The organism is Lysinibacillus sphaericus, from assembly GCF_006864135.1.
Classification (GTDB): domain Bacteria; phylum Bacillota; class Bacilli; order Bacillales_A; family Planococcaceae; genus Lysinibacillus.
Genome location: NZ_SADV01000001.1, coordinates 228,434 through 246,432, shown reverse-complemented (window position 1 = coordinate 246,432; position 17,999 = coordinate 228,434). Strand labels below are relative to the sequence as shown.

Sequence of the window (17,999 nt, the reverse complement as noted above, 5' to 3'; positions counted from 1 at the left end):
ACAGTTTTCTATTACAAAAAACTTAAAAATTCATATAAAACATCCATAAGTGCTTGAATATTTTCAAGATAATAGGGAATTCGGTGAAAATCCGATACAGCCCCCGCTACTGTAATAGCTGATGAAATCGTGGATGCCACTAGTGAAAATTAGGAAGGCGCGAAAGTAAAAGGAAGCTTAAGTCAGGAAACCTGCTTATGGGATGATGCATGCAAACTTTTCGGAGGGAGAAGTTGAAGCAAGAGCGAGTACCTGTATATATTCGTTTTTATTTGGCTTCTACTAAACCTTTACTCTTCGTCTAGAGTAAAGGTTTTTCTTTTTCCTAAAAGCAAATGAGGGGAGAACGACTATGACAACTTGGAATTTAGAGGGAATGAAAACACATCTTTTTATTTGTAATGGTAGTAGCTGTATGAAAAAAGATGCTGAGGACATTACACAGGCGATCCGTGATGAAATACAGTTGCTGGCGCTTGATAAGGAAATACATACGACGAGAACTCGTTGTAATGGCAGATGTAAAGATGCTTGTGTTGTCATTGCATATCCTCAGGGAAATTGGTACCGTGTGCCAACAACGGAGCATGCGAGAGCACTCGTACAAGATTTAAATCATGAGTCGTTACATAATGAGCATGTCTTTACATTGCGGGAAGGTTCGTTACAGCGTACAGCACAAACAACAGCCATTAAAGGCATTGAAAAGGTGAAAGAGGGGTAACGACATGGCACAAAAAGGTAAGATTTTCGTAGTTGGCTTTGGTCCTGGAGACTTTAAACATATTACGACTCGTGCTGTGGAGGCACTACAACAAAGTGATATGGTTATAGGCTATAAAACGTATGTTGAGCTTATTCAGGATTTAGTTAGTGCAAAGTCGATTATTAGTACTGGTATGACGGAGGAAGTTTCACGTGCACAGGAAGCGGTACGTCAAGCAGAGGCTGGAAGTATCGTCTCGGTCATTTCTAGTGGAGATGCCGGGGTTTATGGAATGGCAGGATTAGTGTATGAGGTATTAATCGAGCTAGGCTGGACAGAGGCAACTGGCATCGAGGTAGAAATTGTTCCAGGTATTTCAGCTATTAATTCGTGTGCAAGTTTACTAGGTGCTCCAATTATGCATGACGCCTGTACCATTAGTTTAAGTGACCACTTAACACCTTGGAATTTAATTGCAAAAAGAGTAGAAGCGGCAGCAATGGCGGATTTTGTTATTGCTCTTTATAACCCAAAAAGTGGACGTCGTACGAGACAAATCGTAGAGGCGCAACGAATTTTATTGGAATATCGATCGCCAGATACACCGGTTGGACTTGTGAAAAGCGCATATCGTGACCGTCAAGAAATTACGATGACGACTTTAGCAGAAATGCTTGAACATGATATCGGCATGTTAACGACAGTTATTATTGGGAATTCAACAACATTCTTCTACGACAATAAGATGATTACGCCACGTGGTTATCAGCGTAAATATACACTTGGTGATGAAAAACAACCGTTACGACCACATCAACGACTCAAGGAAGAAAACGAACCATGGGCGATGAATCAAGAAACAGGAGCAGCGCGTAATGATTTTGCGACAGATCCTAATGCAAATCGTATTAAGCCCAGTTTAGCCATTAAACCACAACCAAAGCCTAAAAAATCGTCACTTGAAATGGCAACAGCAGCTCTTGCTTTGGTGAAGGGTACGAGCGCTATGAAAGTAACTCCCAAGCTCGTTCAACAAAAAATCGAATCTGTTTTTGAATTAGCGGTTAGTCCTGGGGTAGCCAATAAGTTCTTTACGCCTCAACAAATGATGACATTAGCTGAAGTAGTTGGAGAAGAAGGAACGATGGAGTATACACCAGACCATCAAATTCATTTGAAAATTCCAACGTCTGAGCCTGAAGAAATTACAGCAAAGCTCCGTGAAGTTGGCTTTTTACTTGCACCACTTGGTGACGTACTTTCGTTAAAGGCTTGTGACTTCTGTTACGGAGAAAAGGTCGATTCGATTCCATATGCAGAAGAGATTCAAGAAAAGCTTGGGGGTATGGCGTTACCGAAAACATTAAATATTGGCTTTAACGGCTGCGGTATGGCGTGTTATCGAGCAGTATTTGATGATATTGGCATCGTTTATCGTAAAAGTAAATTTGATGTTTTTATTGGTGCTAAACCTGTTGGTCGTACAGCACATGCGGCCCAGCCTGTTGTTGAGGGATTAGAGCCTGAACAACTTATACCACTTATCACCGACATTATCGAAGAATATAAAGCAAATGCACATCCAAATGAACGTTTGTTTAAATACTTCAAGCGTGTGAAAAAGATCCTACATTTTACGTATCAGGATATGTCTTCAAAAATAAAAGTAGAGCCCGCTCCATGCGGCGACTAGTGAGGAGTAATGAGATGAAAGCAATTTTATTTGTCGGCCACGGGAGCCGTTTAGAAGCAGGAAATGAAGAGGTACGCACGTTTATCAAGCAAATGACACCTCGCATTGATGAAAGTTTTTTAGTAGAAACATGTTTTTTAGAGTTTGCCTCGCCAAACATTGAAGAAGGTATTACGAACTGTGTGAAGAAGGGTGCTACAGAGGTGCATGTTATTCCGATTATCTTGCTTCATGCTGGACATTCAAAACTACATATTCCAGCAGAAATCGAACATGCACGCGAGCATTATCCAAATATAACGTTCACATATGGTCAAACAATCGGTATCCATGAAGAAATATTCGCTATTTTAGAAGACCGTTTAGTTGAAATCGGCTTTAATGCTGAAGAAGAACATGAAGATACTGCCATTTTATTAATTGCACGTGGTGGCAGTGATCCTGCTGCAAATGGTGATTTTTATAAAATTACACGTTTGCTATGGGAAAAACTCCCGGTTCAGTATGTCGAAAGCGCCTTTATGGGTGTCACAGATCCGCGTGTTGAAGAAGGAATTGAGCGCTGTGTGAAGCTCGGTGCTAAAAAAATCATTATGCTACCGTACTTTTTATTCACTGGTATCTTAATGGAACGTATGAACGATATGTGTAAGCAATTTAACGAAAAATATGCTGGCTGTGATATTCAAATTGCCAATTATTTTGGCTATCATGAGCGTTTGCAAAATGTGCTATTAGAGCGTATTGAGCAAGCTGTAAATGGGACATCAACAGGTATGCAAGATTTAGAAAATTATCGTGCTTATGCGGCAGTACATGGACATGCGCATCATCATCACCACCATGACCACGATCATGGACATGATCATCACGATCACGACCATGACCATCATCACCACCATGAAGAGGAGCCAGTGAAATGATTTTCATGTTAGCAGGGACGAGCGATGCTAGAAATCTAGCACTTGAAATCCAGTCAGCGGGTTATGCTGTGACAGCAACAGTCGTTACTGAATCAGCTGCTTCTAGCCTTGCTGAAGTCGGTCTTCCTCATTTAATTGGTCGTTTAACTGCGGCTGAAATGGCGACGATTATTACAGAGCGAGGGTATCGTTTAGTTGTAGATGCCTCTCATCCATTTGCTGAAGAAGCTTCAAAAAATGCTATGGTGGCAGCTGAGCAAGCAAATGTTCCATATATTCGCTATGAACGTGCTCATGAGCATTATGCAGATCCACTAATTACGATTGTGAAAGATTACGACGAGGCTGCCCATTTAGCAGCAGAAAAACGTGGTGTCATTATGCTAACGACGGGCAGTAAAACGCTAGCAACCTTTACAAAGGTATTACATGGTTTAGAAAATACACGAGTAATTGCGCGTATGCTTCCTCGACTCGATAATATGGAAAAATGCGAAGCACTTGGTGTGGCACAAAGAGATATTGTTGCCATACAGGGCCCTTTTTCAAAGGAATTAAATGAAGCACTTTTTCGTCAATATGATGTGACATTGATGATTACGAAAGAAAGCGGCAAGGTCGGCTCGGTGGATGAAAAGCTAGAGGCTGCCCTTGCATGTGGCATCGAAACGATTTTAATTGCCAGACCAAATATAAAATATGGACAGCAATATTCTACATTTGAAGATGTACTTCAAGCTGTACAAAACACACTTTAGGAGGCTATCCAATGGACTTTAAAACAGATTTCAAACCATTAACAGTAGACCCAGATAAAATTTATGATTACAGTTTCTCTATTATTGCAGAGGAAATGGGCGTGCATAATTTCTCAGAGGATGAGTGGAAAGTTGTACGTCGTATCATTCACGCTTCTGCTGACTTTGAATTAGGGCGTAGTGTTATTATTACACCGGGAGCACTTGAGGCCGGTATTAAATCAATCCTTGCTGGTCGCCATGTCATTGCAGATGTGCAAATGATTGAAAGTGGTTCAGGGAAAAAACGCTTCCAAAAACATGGTGGCGATTTACACTGCTATATTGCAGATGAAGATGTTTCAGTTGAAGCAAAAAAACAAAACACAACACGTGCGATTATCTCTATGCAAAAGGCTACTAGATTACACGAAGGTGGCATTTATGCAATTGGGAATGCACCGACAGCATTGCTTGAATTAATTCGTTTAATTAAAGAAGGCATAGCGAAACCAGATTTAATTATCGGTATGCCAGTTGGCTTCGTATCAGCGGCTGAATCGAAGGAAGAGCTATTAAAACTAGAAGGCATTCCGTACATTACAAACGTTGGTCGTAAAGGCGGTAGTACAGTGACGGTTGCCGCATTGAATGCTGTCTCACTTTTAGCGGATGAACAGGCGAAAAAATAATGGAGCGGAAGCCTAAAAAGGATCCAAAAGACATGCGTCACGGTTATACAACGGGATCCTGTGCGACTGCAGTTACAAAGGCTGCATTACTTGCCTTAATTACAAATGAAGAGCAAGAAACAAGTACGATTCATTTGCCAATTGGGCGAGATGCAACCTTTACGATAGAAAAATGTACATTTCAGCATGATGCTGTAAGCTGTGAAACGATTAAAGATGCTGGTGATGACCCGGATGCAACACATAAAGCACTTATTGTTGGCACGGTAAGTTGGGCGGATACTCCAGGTATTCATCTGGACGGTGGAGTTGGTGTCGGGCGCGTAACAAAGCCCGGCTTACCAGTACCTGTCGGAGAAGCAGCTATCAATCCTGTACCACGGAAGATGATTCATAGTACTGTTCAAGGTGTGCTAGATGAATTTCAAATTAAACGAGGTGTTAACGTTGTTATTTCAGTCCCTGAGGGTGAGGAAATTGCTAAAAAAACGTTAAATGGGCGCCTTGGTATTATAGGAGGCATCTCCATTTTAGGCACAAGGGGAACCGTCGTGCCTTTTTCGAGTTCCGCCTATATGGCCAGTATCGTCCAAGCAATTAGTGTTGCAAAAGAGGCTGGTTGTAAGCATTTAGTTGTCACTACAGGTGGTCGTAGTGAAAAGTACGCGATGGCACAGTACCCTCATTTACCAGAGGAAGCGTTCATAGAGATGGGCGATTTTGTAGGCTTTACATTAAAGCATTGTAAACGACTTGGTATGGAGCAAGTATCACTTGTTGGGATGATGGGGAAATTTTCAAAGGTGGCACAAGGTGTCATGATGGTGCACTCGAAAAGTGCTCCTATTGATTTTAACTTTTTAGCACAATTAGCAATGAATACTGGTGCAGATGAAGAAACCGTAGCCGATGTACGACAGGCAAACACTGCATCACAAGTCGGTGAAATTATGGCGGAAAAAGGTTATGATGCATTCTTCAACCATTTATGTGAGGCGTGCTGCTATTCATCAATACATCACATTAGGGGCGGTTTAACGCTTTCCACATCGATCTATTCGATGCAGGGACAATTATTAGGAAGGGCTGATGACATTGCATCGATCGATGAAATTGATTGGGATCGGGGATAACGGACAAGAAAGCTTACTACCGCAATATGTACAGTGGATTGAAGACTGTGAGGTACTTGTTGGAGGGGAGCGTGTCCTAGAATTTTTCCCGAATTTCACGGGTGAAAAAATGTTAATTAAAGGTGGTCTTTCAGCGCTTGTCGAAAGATTATCTGCAGAAACTAGAACTACAGTTATTTTAGCGTCAGGTGATCCATTATTTTACGGAATCGGTGGTTATTTAACGAAAAAGCTAGACATTGACGTGTATCCATATATGAGCTCTGTGCAGCTTGCTTTTTCAAAGATGGGGGAAAGCTGGCAGGATGCTTATGTTACAAGTATTCATGGGCGCTCCATGAAAGGCTTAGCACAACGTATTGATGGTAAAAAGAAAGTGGCATTGCTAACAGATGCAGAGAATAATCCGAATGAGTTGGCACGTTATTTAAAGCATTTTGGCATGACAGAATACCGTGCATTTGTCGCAGAAAATTTACAGGGCACAAATGAAAAATTCGGCTGGTATTCACTTGATGAATTAGAAAGGGCTGATTTTTCTCCGTTAAATGTTGTTATTTTACAGCAAACTTCAGTACCAAAACGCTATGCACTCGGTATCGCTGATGAAGAATTCTCACAGCGTAAGCCAGATAAAGGGCTGATTACAAAAAAAGAAATTCGTGTTTTAAGTTTACAAGCAATGCAGCTACAATTTGATAGCATCATTTGGGACGTTGGCACATGTACGGGTTCGATGGCCATTGAGGCCGGCAAGCTTGCGCCAGAAGGTCAAATATTTGCCGTGGAGAAAAATGCTCCCGATTTAGAAAATTGTCTGCAAAATCAGCAAAAGTTCCGTGTAGATATTACAGCTATTCATAGTAAAGCGCCAGCAGGACTTGAAAACTTCCCTGATCCGGATGCGATTTTTATCGGCGGCACTGGAGGAGAAATGGTGGAGTTATTACAATTGTGTTGTACACGCTTAAAGCCAAATGGTCGTATTGTCTTGAATGCTGCAACAATTGAAAATTTATATAAAGCAGTCGAAGCGTTTAAGTCTTGTGGCTTTGCTGTAGACATATTGCAGGCACAGCTTGCGCGCAGTAAACCAATATTAGATATGACACGTTTTGTCCCATTAAATCCTATTTACATTATTTCTGCATATCGAAAGGAAGAAAATCATGAGTAATCTTGGTATTTTATATGGCTTGGGCGTAGGTCCTGGCGATCCAGAGTTAATTACAGTTAAGGCATTCCGTGTTATTCAAGAATCTCCTGTTATTGCCTATCCGAAAAAACTAAAGGGCAGTAAAAGCTATGCACATCGTATCGTAGATGTCTACATTAACCCAGAAGAAAAAGATATGCTTGGCCTAGTATTTCCAATGACAAAGGATGAGGCTGTATTAGAACGCGAATGGACGAAATCAGTGGAACTTGTCTATGAGAAATTAAAAGAAGGTAAGGACGTCGCATTCGTAACAGAAGGTGACCCATTATTATATAGTACGTTCATCCATATGATGAAGCTTATGCAGGACATGCACCCTAATGTTGAAATCCGAACGGTTCCTGGAATTTCTTCGTTCAATGGTTCAGCATCCCGACTTGGGATTGCGCTAGCAGATGGCGATGACCGTGTTGCCATTGTCCCTGCCCATGATGACTATGATGCTATGCGTGAAGCGATTGAAAGTCACGATGCAGTAGTGTTTATAAAAGTAGCGAAAGTTATTGATTTAATGCTTGAGGTGCTACGCGATTTAGATTTACTTGATAAGGCATCGGTCGTAACAAAAGTAACATCTGACGAGGAAATCATTTGGGATGTACGGGAGCTAGACGGTGTCGATTTAGAATATTTAACGTTAATGGTGGTGCGTAAATAATGAAGAAAATATATATTGTCGGCGCTGGTCCTGGTGATCCAGATTTAATTACAGTAAAAGGTCTACATATGCTACAAACAGCAGACGTTGTGATGTATACAGATTCATTAGTGAATGAGGACCTTATTGCAAAGGCAAGACCAGATGCAGAGGTTATTCGTACAGCAGGTATGCATTTAGAGGAAATGGTAGCGGTCATGGTAGATCGCGTCAAGGCAGGTAAAGTAGTAGCTCGTATGCATACAGGAGACCCTGCGATGTACGGAGCAATCATGGAACAAGTAGCTCTATTAAAAAAAGAAGGCATTGGCTACGAGGTTATTCCTGGTGTTAGCTCTGTCTTCGCTTCAGCAGCGGCAATAGGGGCAGAATTAACAATTCCTGATTTAACACAAACACTTATTTTAACGCGTGCCGAAGGACGTACACCTGTTCCAGAATTTGAGAAGCTACGTGATTTAGCGAGTCACCACTGTACAATTGCCTTATTCCTGAGCGCAACGCTAACAAAGAAAATAGTAAAAGAATTACAAAATGCTGGATGGGCCGATGATACACCAGTAGCTGTTATTCAACGAGCTTCTTGGCCAGATCAAAAAATCGTACGTACAACATTAATTGAACTGGATGAAGCAATGCGTGTCAATGGGATTCGTAAACATGCGATGATTTTAGCTGGCTGGGCTTTAGACCCGAATATTCATGATAAAGATCAATATCGTTCCAAATTATATGATGCTTCCTTTACACATGGCTTTAGAAAAGGTGTGAAAACAAGTGATTGAGTTACAAGAGGGCGTATTGCCAGAAGTTGACCAACGAAATCCTTATGCAGTTGTAGCCATTACAAAGCACGGTGTTCAAATCGGACGTCGCTTGCAGCAAACCTTTGCAGCAAGCGACTTATATTACATGAGTAAATTCGAGCAAGGTGATGAAGCAAAAAAGCATATTCAGATGTTTACAGGTACTGTGCGTTTACTGCTGCCAACTCTTTTTAAGCGATATAAAGGCTTAATTTTAATCATTTCACTCGGTGCAGTTGTACGCATGATAGCACCGATTTTAAAGGATAAAAAGACTGATCCAGGTGTTGTAGTCATTGACGACCGTGGTGAAAACGTGATTAGCGTGTTATCGGGGCATTTAGGTGGCGCCAATGAGCTGACACATGAAGTAGCTGCAGCACTTGGAGCAAATCCTATTATTACAACAGCCTCAGATGTGCAAAAGACCATTCCGGTTGATTTATTTGGTGCCCGTTTTGGCTGGGTATGGGATAGTGCCGATAAACTAACACCTGTCAGTGCCTCTGTTGTCAATGAGGAGCACGTTGCAATCGTTCAGGAAACGGGGGAACGTGACTGGTGGATGCGTGACACAACGATGCCAGAGCAAATTAAAATTTATCCGTCAACATATGATGCGATTGAAGCGAAACCACATGCGACATTACTCATTACAGACCGCATCATTGACCCAAAAGAAGAAGTGCTTCTAGAAAATGGTGTTATTTATCGACCAAAATCGGTTGTGCTTGGCATGGGCTGTAATCGTGGGACAGCTGTGGAAGAAATTGAGCAAGTCATTGATGAAACCCTTGCAGAGCTGAAGCTTTCGAAAAAAAGTGTGAAAGCGCTATGCACGATTGATTTAAAGAAGGACGAGCAATGTTTCTTAGAAATAACAAAGAAATACGATTGGGAATTTGTAACATATTCACCGGCGGAATTAAATGAAATTAATTTCCCTTCACCTTCGGAAACCGTTTTTAACTATACAGGAGCATACGGGGTGAGTGAGCCTGCAGCAATGCGTTATGCGCAGGTGGAGTCACTTGTACTAGAAAAGAAAAAATCGGGCAATGCTACAATCTCTGTTGCTAGATTAACATTTTAAGGAGGAAGCCTATGCAAACGAATCGCTTTGTACTTGCTGGTACTGGTAGTGGAGTTGGTAAAACAACCTTTACCATTGGACTAATGAAAGCGTTACAAGAAAAGGGCAAAATTGTGCAAGGCTTTAAATGTGGTCCCGATTATATTGACCCTACTTATCATACCGCTGTTACAGGACGTGTATCACGTAATATCGATAGTTGGATGTTTTCACATGAAGCAGTGCGAGATATTGTCGCACGCGCAAGTAAAGATGCTGATGTTTCCATTATTGAAGGAGTTATGGGCTTTTATGATGGCAAAAGTCCGCTATCGAATGCTGGCTCTGCAGCAGACATTAGTGTTGTCACAGAGAGCCCCGTTATTTTAATTGTCAATTGTGCAAGTATGGCACGAAGTGTAGCGGCAGTTGTGAAAGGATTTCAATTGTTGTCTGATCAACCGAATATCGTTGGTGTCATTGCTAACCAAGTCGGAAGTGTCGGTCATTATGAAATAGCGAAGGCTGCTATTGAGCAGGAATGTGGTATTCCTGTCATCGGCTATTTAAAGCGTGAGGAAGGGATTGCTATTCCTAGTCGTCATTTAGGACTAGTCCCTGCCATCGAACGAGGGGAACTAGATACATTTTTTGATAAGCTAGGCGCTCTAATGGCAGAGACCATTGATTTAGATCAATTGCTTGCATTAACAAAGGCTCCTGTTCTACAAGAATCAGGGCAACTTTTTGATGAACAACCATCGCAAAATATTTGCATTGCCGTAGCAAAGGATGCAGCTTTTAACTTCTATTATAAAGAGAATTTGGATCTGCTACGTGCAAAAGGAGCTGAGCTGCAATTTTTCTCACCACTTGCAAATGAGCCTGTTCCAGCTGAAGCAGACGGATTGTATATTGGTGGGGGCTTCCCAGAGGAATTTGCAAATATTTTGGCGGACAATTCGGTTGCCAAAAAGTCTATTCGTGAAGCAGTTGCCAAAGGTCTACCAACATTAGCTGAGTGTGGTGGCTTTATGTATTTGACGGAGGCTATTACGAATAGCAATGGTGACCGTTATGACATGGTTGGTGTTATTCCAGGAGAAGTAGCGATGCAAGCGAAGCTAGCGGCTCTCGGCTACCGTGAAATTTTTGGCACACCAAATAATTTTTTAATTGGTACGGATGAAGAAGCAAAGGGGCATGAATTCCACTATTCAAAATATAGCGGCTCGCATAATACGCCGGCCTATGAAACGAAGGGGCGTTTTGGTAACAAACAAGAGGGCTACCAAGCTGAAAATTTAGTAGCTGGCTATACGCATTTTCATTTCGTATCGAACCCAAAGCTTGTTGACAATTGGTTAACAGCTTGTAAGAAGGTGAAAAATCGTGACTAATTATTTTCCTATTCACATCAATATTGAATATAAAACTGTAGTAATTGTTGGAGGGGGACACGTAGCAACACAGAAGATAGCTTCACTGCTTCCAGCTAAAGCTAATATTGTCGTTGTTAGTCCAACTCTAGATGAATCATTACTGCCTCTTGCCGAGTTAGGACAAATTACGTGGCGTGAAAAAGAATTTGAAGCGCGTGATTTAGATGATGCATCACTCATCATTGCGGCTACAAATGATACGTCAGTAAATGAGGCTGTACAAGAAGCAGCACAACATTGGCAGCTCATCAACCGCACAGATGCACAGGCTGAAAGCGACTTTATAACGCCAGCAACAGTGCGCCGGGGTCCTTTAGTGTTAACAGTTTCAACGTCAGGTGCCAGTCCTGCATTAGCGCGTAAAATAAAAGCTGACCTCGAAGAGCAATTTGATGAGGTTTATGACGACTATGTATGCTTCTTACAGCAGGCACGTTTAATGATTGCGGCTCAGTTTGACAAGGGCCCACAAAGGCGCAACGCCTTACAAGCATTACTTGAACCGAGCCTACTAGAATGGACACGTAATGGAGAGATTGAGAGACGTGAAGCATTTTTACAACAAATACTGATGGGAGAAGCGCAATGAAAGACGGAATAGTGTATTTAGTTGGAGCTGGACCAGGAGATCCAAAGCTCATTACAGTGTACGGGCTCGAGTGTATTCAAAAGGCTGATGTCATTGCATATGACCGTCTTGTGAACCCGAAATTACTAGAGTTTGCCAAAAAAGATGCAGAGCTTGTGTACTGTGGTAAATTACCTGGGAAGCATCACTTCATTCAAGATGAGATTCATACATTACTTGTTGAAAAAGCGCATGAAGGCAAGATTGTCACACGTTTAAAAGGTGGCGATCCATTTGTTTTTGGTCGTGGTGCAGAAGAAGCGGAAATTTTAAAAGATCATGGTATTGCTTATGAAATCGTACCAGGTATTACAGCTGGAATTGCTGCCCCAGCATATGCGGGCATCCCTGTAACACACCGAGATTTTGCGACAAGTTTTGCGCTTGTAACAGGTCATGGTCGTGAGGAAAAAGGACAGGACTTTTTAAATTGGCCCGCACTTGCAACAGGCATCGATACAGTTGCCTTTTATATGAGTGTTGGTAATATTGCTTATATTTCTAGAAAGCTCATCGAAAATGGTCGCAAGGCATCTACTCCAGTTGCCGTTATTGAATGGGGAACAACAGAGCAACAACGTACCATCACAGGTCAGCTTGATGAAATTGCTAGCATTATTGAACGAGAAGGCTATCATAATCCTTCCATGATTGTCGTTGGCGAAGTCGTCAATGTACGCGAGAAAATTCAATGGTTTGAGGAGCAAGGGCTTGCTTTCTCATAAAAAACTTACTTGAGCATAAGGAGGAAACACATCATGACAGTAATCGAGGCTTTAAAAAATCGTCGAGCGATTCGTAATTACACGACACAGCCTGTTGAAAAAGAGAAGATTGAGCAAATTTTACAAGCCGCAACTTATGCTCCAAATGACCGTATGCGTGAGCCTTGGCATTTTTATGTTATTCAGGACGATGCGATGAAACGCTACGAGGAAATGGCGAATGCCTATTTGCAAGAGCGATTCCCAACAAAACCAAATTTAGTGGAAAGCTCGTTAAAAGTTGTTCAAACAACGCCTGTGGCCATTGTTGTGACAGCAGATAGTGTAGAAGACGATGCTGATGCGACAGCAGATAATGTTTTTGCCGTATGTAGTGCTATTATGTCTATGTGGCTTGCTGCAGAAGAGCTTGGGCTTGGTTTTGTATGGCGTACACGTGGTGTAGGGCTTGTTCATGATCCACGTATGCATGCATTCATTGGCGCAAGTGAATCACAAAAGGTAGTAGGAACGATCTTTATTGGCTACCCAGAGGAACAGGAGCTTAAAGACAAGAAACGTACCTCATTTGAAGAAAAAACAACATGGCTTTAAGGGAGGCATGAAGAATGGCTAGAAAAGGCTTATTTTTAGTGTACACGGGTGAAGGGAAAGGCAAAACAACTGCTTCTCTTGGTGTCACATTGCGAGCAGTTGGTCGAGGCCTGAATGTACGCTATATGCAATTTATTAAATCACCAGAGCGTACATACGGAGAGCAAATTGCTCTTCGTAAGCTTGGCGTAGAAATGGAGCAAATGGGAATTGGCTTCACTTGGACAAAAACACCAGACGAGCATCGTGCTGCATTAGCAAAAGCATGGGAAAAAACAAAGGCTGCCTTGCAAGACGACAGTATTGATGTACTCGTATTAGACGAGCTCAACAATGCGCTGGCTATTACAAAATTTCCAATCGATGATGTGCTCCCATTAGCCGAAGTCATTGAAGCCATTCAGCAGCGTCCATCTACAATGCATTTAGTCGTAACAGGACGTAGCGCGAATCCAGCGCTAATTGCAATGGCCGATTTAGTATCAACAATCGATGCGACAAAGCATTATTATGATGAAGGCATTCCAGCGGTAAAAGGTCTAGAATTCTAATTCGAGATTCTCACTTTTGTGAGAATACCTGTGGAACGTGGCAATACTCGCGCTTCGGAGGAAATACCCACGGAACGGGGGAGAATACCGGAAGCAAGCTGAACCTCGTGTATCAAGGTGAACTTCGCATGTTTGTGAAAATACTCGCGGAACGTATCAGAATATTCCCGCTTTGGAGGGAATATACGCGAAAGCAAGAAGAACACCCGCACAAGGACCTGGACTTGCACCCCCGCTTCAACTATAAAAAAGGAGGGAAAAGACTATGCCAGCAAAATCTATCATGGTTCAAGGAACGGCATCTGATGTAGGGAAAAGTATGATTTGTACTGCGCTGTGCCGTATTTTCTCTGATGATGGGCTAAAGGTAGTACCGTTTAAATCACAAAATATGGCCCTTAATTCGTTCGTAACTCAAGACGGCGGAGAAATTGGCCGGGCACAGGGTGTACAAGCAGAGGCAGCACGAGTTGTCGCAACTACGGATATGAATCCTATATTGCTAAAACCAAAGCAGGATATGCTATCAGAAGTAATTGTTCATGGCAAGCATTTTTTAAATATGGACGCCAAAAGCTATCGCAATCAATTCGTACAAGAAGCGATGCCGATCGTTGAAAAATCAGTACGAACTTTACAAAATACATATGATGTCATTGTCCTTGAAGGTGCGGGTAGCCCTGCAGAAATTAATTTGAAAGACCGTGATATAGCAAATATGCGCATGGCTCATCTAGCAGATGCAGCGGTTGTGCTAGTGGCTGATATCGATCGGGGTGGAGTATTTGCATCGATAATTGGCACACTCGCATTACTTGACGATGCAGAACGTGCACGTGTAAAAGGGCTGATTATAAATAAATTCAGAGGGCTGCGAGAATTACTCGATGATGGCATTGAATGGGTAGAACGTGAAACGGGGATTCCTGTCCTTGGAGTTATACCATATGTAGATGTCAATATTGAGGCTGAAGACTCGCTCGCATTATCTTCATTGCGCTTTAAAAAGCCAAAGCAAGGGGAGTTTGGCGTGGATGTGGCAATGATTCGGCTGCCGCGCATTTCAAATTTTACGGATGTTGATCCATTTTTTGATGAGCCAGAGGTTGGTGTGCGTTTAATTGGCAATGTCAATGAGCTTGGTACGCCCGACTTACTTATACTACCTGGAACAAAAAGTACAATCGATGATTTAGCGTGGCTAAAGGAACAAGGCTTCGATCATGCGATAGCAAATTTACGCGCACGAGGGACAAAGATTATTGGCATTTGCGGTGGCTTCCAAATGCTGGGTGAAACATTACTGGACCCAGATGCAGTAGAAGGTAATGGGGATTCAGCGCAAGGTCTAGGATTATTACCGATGGAAACGGTTTTTGTTGGTGATAAAAAAACAGTGCAAATGGCAGGAACAAGAGGCCAGGATACGTTTACTGGCTATGAAATTCATCTAGGACGTACAAAAATTTTGCGTGATGAAGTATCCCCATTTTTACAGCTTGCAGATGGGCGAGAAGATGGTGCAGTAAGTGCTGATGAACAAGTGATCGGAACATATTTCCACGGTTTATTCCATAATCGCATCTTTACAAGACAGCTTGTTAATGACATTCGCGTGAAAAAAGGGCTCGCTGCGTTATCAAGTGATGTGAAAAGTGATGCAGAACGTAGAGAGGATGCGTACAATATGCTTGCAAAACATGTGCGTGCGAATCTCAATATGAAAAAAGTATACGAAATCACGAATATAGAGGTACCTGTATGACAAGAAAAGGACCGTTAGCCATTGATTATGAGGCATTATGGCAGGAAGGTATGAAAGATTGGCATGGTCAAATGCCTGAAAGAATGGTCAATGATCAATTAGAGGAGCAGTTTTGGGCGCAGTCAATCGCACGTAAAAAGACTGGACAAACAGATCCTTACGCCGCAAAAATTTTTCAAGAAATTAAAAAAAGTATTCAACCGGAGCACTCTGTATTGGAAATTGGTCCAGGCTGGGGCAATTATACGTTTCCGCTAGCTAATCATGTGCGACAGCTAACTTGTGTAGATAGCTCAGAAAGTATCCTTAGCTATTTAGAAAATTGTCTGGAGGATAGGCAACATATTTCTTATCTTCATGCAAAGTGGGAAACCCTTGCTGAAGATGAAGTAGAAGAGCATGATATAGTCATCGGTGTCAATTGCTTTTATCGTATGTATGAAATCAAATCAGCTCTTTACCATATGAATCGTCTAGCTAAAAAGCGTGCAATTATTGGCATGACGACAGGGCCGATTCAACCCCATTATGAAGTTTTATACGACAAGTATGGCTATGATATTAAATTTCCACGAAGAGATTATATAGAATTTTTAAATTTGCTCTATGAAATGGATATTTATGCAGAGTGCAAAATCATCCCGTTAGAACGAGTGTATGAATATGAAAGCTATGAACAGCTAATAACAACACAATGTAAAAAAATAGTAAATAACACTTTTAATAGAGAGCATGTTGAAGAATCGCTCTTGCCGTTTATTGAAGAAAAGAACGGTCGTTATTATTATCGTCATGATTTCCATGCGGCACTCGTATCATGGGAGCCGAAATAATTATGAAACCTTTGGACGAACAGACCAAAGGTTTTTTTTATTGGAAGCGATAGGGTACAATAAAGCGATATAGAAATAGAAGTGAGGTGGCATATGTGCAACTACATTTTTTAGGAACAGGCGCAGGAATGCCTTCAAAGGAACGAAATACAAGTGCCCTAATGGTAAAGCTTTTGGATGAAGTGGGGGAAATGTGGCTTTTTGATTGTGGGGAGGCGACCCAACATCAAATTTTGCATACATCATTAAAGCCACGTAAAGTAACGAAAATATTTATTACACATTTACACGGTGACCATATTTTTGGCTTACCTGGCTTTTTAAGCTCTCGTTCATTTCAAGGCGGGGACGAGCCATTAACGATTTTTGGCCCACAAGGTTTACAGCAATGGATTGAGCAAACTTTAGCCTTGTCAAAGACGCATTTAACATATCCATTACAATTTGTTGAAGTTCATGAAGGTATTATTTATGAAGATGAACATTTTACAGTAAGTGCAAGTGAATTGCGACATGTAGTTCCATGCTATGGCTACCGTATTGAGCAGAAGGATTTACCTGGCGAACTATTAATGGAAAAAGCACAGGCCCTTGGTGTCCCAAAAGGTCCTTTGCTAGGGCAATTAAAAGCAGGGAAAGATATTGAGCTAACGGATGGCACCGTTGTATATGCGAAAGATGTTGTCGCCTCATCTAAAAAAGGCTTTACGCTCACTATTTTAGGAGATACTAAATACTGTCCAGAGGCTGTTTCATTAGCTAATGGAGCAGATATTGTGATTCATGAAGCGACCTTTGATGGTACTACGACAGATTTAGCAGCGAACTACGGACACTCTACAAATGTCGAAGCGGCCAAGGTGGCACAACAGGCAGGAGCGAACTATTTATTGCTAAACCATTTAAGTGCCCGCTTTTTACCACATGATTTACCAAAATTTTTAGCAGATGCACAGGAGGTTTTCCCACAAACCTTCCTGACATCCGATCAATCTGTATTCTCTTGGAATAACAACAAATTAACTTAAGCAAAAACATAAAGTACCCTTTAGATGACGTTTCATTTAAAGGGTACTTTCATCTTTATTCAGCGAATGTTTTAACTGTGCGAAAGCGAAGCGCCAGCAACAAATGTTTTAACTGTGCGAAAGCGAAGCGCCAGCAACAAATGTTTTCATAGCGAAGTACACCCAATATTTTGAGGTCAGCCATTTATTAGTACGAATAATTATCGATATAATTCAATAATTTGACTGGCTATATATTCGGAGCTAAAGTGAACCCCGTTTCTGAGCCACCACATGATAATGCCAAGTATTGAAGATGCGAGAATATCCATTGATAGAGTACTATCAGCACCTTCACTTTTACGTTGTATGACAATCAAATCCTTTAATGTCCTATGCAATTTTTTTATGAAACCAGGGTGCTCAAATAGAACAGCTAAAATTTTTCTGTGCTTATAAAAGTAATCTAAAAATGTAATTAATTGTTCTTGATTATTTAAATTATCAATTTGTAAAGAAGGAGACATTTCCGACAACAAGTCGTCGAACATATCGTAAACTACTTGCTTTAATAAATCATTAATATCTATAAAATGTAAATAAAAAGTTGCTCGATTTAGCTCTGCACGTTGGGCTATTTTTTGTACTGTAAGTTTCGAAATATCTGGGTTTTCGATTAATATATCTACGACAGCTTCTTTAAATACCCGTTTAGAGCGAATAGCTCGTGGGTCTTGCTTTTTGTGTGTGGTCAATTTAATTCTCCTTTATCTATTAAATACAAATTTAATGAATAGTATTTTTAACTTTGTTGT

The 17,999-nt window shown here is 41.4% G+C and carries 19 protein-coding genes and 1 riboswitch; of the genes, 18 read left to right on the top strand and 1 reads right to left on the bottom strand.

Features of this window, described 5'->3' with window-relative positions; genetic code table 11:
* The first annotated feature begins 30 nt into the window (after positions 1-30).
* A riboswitch (cobalamin riboswitch) is annotated at positions 31-214 on the top strand.
* Between the two features lie 138 nt (positions 215-352).
* From C7Y47_RS01170 to rnz, 18 genes are all read left to right on the top strand, one after another.
* Positions 353-724 (top strand): (2Fe-2S) ferredoxin domain-containing protein, encoded by a 372-nt coding sequence (locus C7Y47_RS01170; RefSeq protein ID WP_142507094.1) that lies wholly within the window; start codon positions 353-355, stop codon positions 722-724.
* A gap of 4 nt (positions 725-728) precedes the next feature.
* Positions 729-2,399 carry a precorrin-3B C(17)-methyltransferase gene (gene cobJ, locus C7Y47_RS01165; protein ID WP_142507093.1) on the top strand — a complete coding sequence of 557 codons (1,671 nt, stop codon included), beginning with the start codon at positions 729-731 and terminating at the stop codon, positions 2,397-2,399.
* A gap of 14 nt (positions 2,400-2,413) precedes the next feature.
* Positions 2,414-3,322 carry a sirohydrochlorin chelatase gene (locus C7Y47_RS01160; RefSeq protein ID WP_142507092.1) on the top strand — a complete coding sequence of 303 codons (909 nt, stop codon included), beginning with the start codon at positions 2,414-2,416 and terminating at the stop codon, positions 3,320-3,322.
* Entirely contained in the window at positions 3,319-4,080 is a 762-nt protein-coding gene (gene cobK / locus C7Y47_RS01155) for a precorrin-6A reductase (protein WP_142507091.1), read from the top strand. Before C7Y47_RS01160 ends, cobK begins: the two co-directional genes overlap by 4 nt.
* 11 nt (positions 4,081-4,091) lie before the next feature.
* On the top strand, positions 4,092-4,751 hold the full coding sequence (locus C7Y47_RS01150) for a precorrin-8X methylmutase (protein WP_142507090.1): 660 nt from the start codon (positions 4,092-4,094) through the stop codon (positions 4,749-4,751).
* Positions 4,751-5,884: a cobalt-precorrin-5B (C(1))-methyltransferase gene (locus C7Y47_RS01145; RefSeq protein ID WP_142507089.1), complete on the top strand. Its 1,134-nt coding sequence runs from the start codon at positions 4,751-4,753 to the stop codon at positions 5,882-5,884. Before C7Y47_RS01150 ends, C7Y47_RS01145 begins: the two co-directional genes overlap by 1 nt.
* Complete coding sequence (gene cbiE / locus C7Y47_RS01140; RefSeq protein WP_142507088.1) at positions 5,841-7,061, top strand: precorrin-6y C5,15-methyltransferase (decarboxylating) subunit CbiE; 1,221 nt, start codon at positions 5,841-5,843, stop codon at positions 7,059-7,061. The genes C7Y47_RS01145 and cbiE overlap by 44 nt, the downstream gene beginning before the upstream one ends.
* A complete protein-coding gene (gene cobI / locus C7Y47_RS01135; RefSeq protein ID WP_142507087.1) occupies positions 7,054-7,761 on the top strand; it encodes a precorrin-2 C(20)-methyltransferase in 708 nt (235 codons plus the stop codon). Before cbiE ends, cobI begins: the two co-directional genes overlap by 8 nt.
* Entirely contained in the window at positions 7,761-8,546 is a 786-nt protein-coding gene (gene cobM, locus C7Y47_RS01130) for a precorrin-4 C(11)-methyltransferase (RefSeq protein ID WP_142507086.1), read from the top strand. Before cobI ends, cobM begins: the two co-directional genes overlap by 1 nt.
* Positions 8,539-9,660 (top strand): cobalt-precorrin 5A hydrolase, encoded by a 1,122-nt coding sequence (locus C7Y47_RS01125; protein WP_142507085.1) that lies wholly within the window; start codon positions 8,539-8,541, stop codon positions 9,658-9,660. The genes cobM and C7Y47_RS01125 overlap by 8 nt, the downstream gene beginning before the upstream one ends.
* An 11-nt stretch (positions 9,661-9,671) precedes the next feature.
* On the top strand, positions 9,672-11,039 hold the full coding sequence (locus C7Y47_RS01120) for a cobyrinate a,c-diamide synthase (RefSeq protein ID WP_142507084.1): 1,368 nt from the start codon (positions 9,672-9,674) through the stop codon (positions 11,037-11,039).
* Entirely contained in the window at positions 11,032-11,670 is a 639-nt protein-coding gene (locus C7Y47_RS01115; protein WP_142507083.1) for a precorrin-2 dehydrogenase/sirohydrochlorin ferrochelatase family protein, read from the top strand. The genes C7Y47_RS01120 and C7Y47_RS01115 overlap by 8 nt, the downstream gene beginning before the upstream one ends.
* The gene (cobA, locus tag C7Y47_RS01110) at positions 11,667-12,434 is read left to right on the top strand and encodes a uroporphyrinogen-III C-methyltransferase (protein WP_142507082.1); all 768 of its coding nucleotides are present in this window, start codon (positions 11,667-11,669) and stop codon (positions 12,432-12,434) included. The genes C7Y47_RS01115 and cobA overlap by 4 nt, the downstream gene beginning before the upstream one ends.
* Before the next feature lie 33 nt (positions 12,435-12,467).
* Positions 12,468-13,028, top strand: a complete 561-nt coding sequence (locus tag C7Y47_RS01105; RefSeq protein ID WP_142507081.1) for a nitroreductase family protein — start codon at positions 12,468-12,470, stop codon at positions 13,026-13,028.
* A 14-nt stretch (positions 13,029-13,042) separates the two neighbouring features.
* A complete protein-coding gene (locus tag C7Y47_RS01100; protein ID WP_142507080.1) occupies positions 13,043-13,579 on the top strand; it encodes a cob(I)yrinic acid a,c-diamide adenosyltransferase in 537 nt (178 codons plus the stop codon).
* 265 nt (positions 13,580-13,844) lie between these two features.
* Entirely contained in the window at positions 13,845-15,344 is a 1,500-nt protein-coding gene (locus C7Y47_RS01095) for a cobyric acid synthase (RefSeq protein ID WP_142507079.1), read from the top strand.
* Positions 15,341-16,177, top strand: coding sequence for a class I SAM-dependent methyltransferase (locus C7Y47_RS01090; protein ID WP_142507078.1), 837 nt, complete (start codon positions 15,341-15,343; stop codon positions 16,175-16,177). The genes C7Y47_RS01095 and C7Y47_RS01090 overlap by 4 nt, the downstream gene beginning before the upstream one ends.
* A 95-nt stretch (positions 16,178-16,272) precedes the next feature.
* On the top strand, positions 16,273-17,205 hold the full coding sequence (gene rnz / locus C7Y47_RS01085) for a ribonuclease Z (RefSeq protein ID WP_142507077.1): 933 nt from the start codon (positions 16,273-16,275) through the stop codon (positions 17,203-17,205).
* A 200-nt stretch (positions 17,206-17,405) separates the two neighbouring features.
* On the opposite strand, the gene C7Y47_RS01080 is transcribed toward rnz, so the two are convergent.
* Positions 17,406-17,939: a TetR/AcrR family transcriptional regulator gene (locus C7Y47_RS01080; protein ID WP_142507076.1), complete on the bottom strand. Its 534-nt coding sequence runs from the start codon at positions 17,937-17,939 to the stop codon at positions 17,406-17,408.
* Positions 17,940-17,999 lie beyond the last annotated feature (60 nt).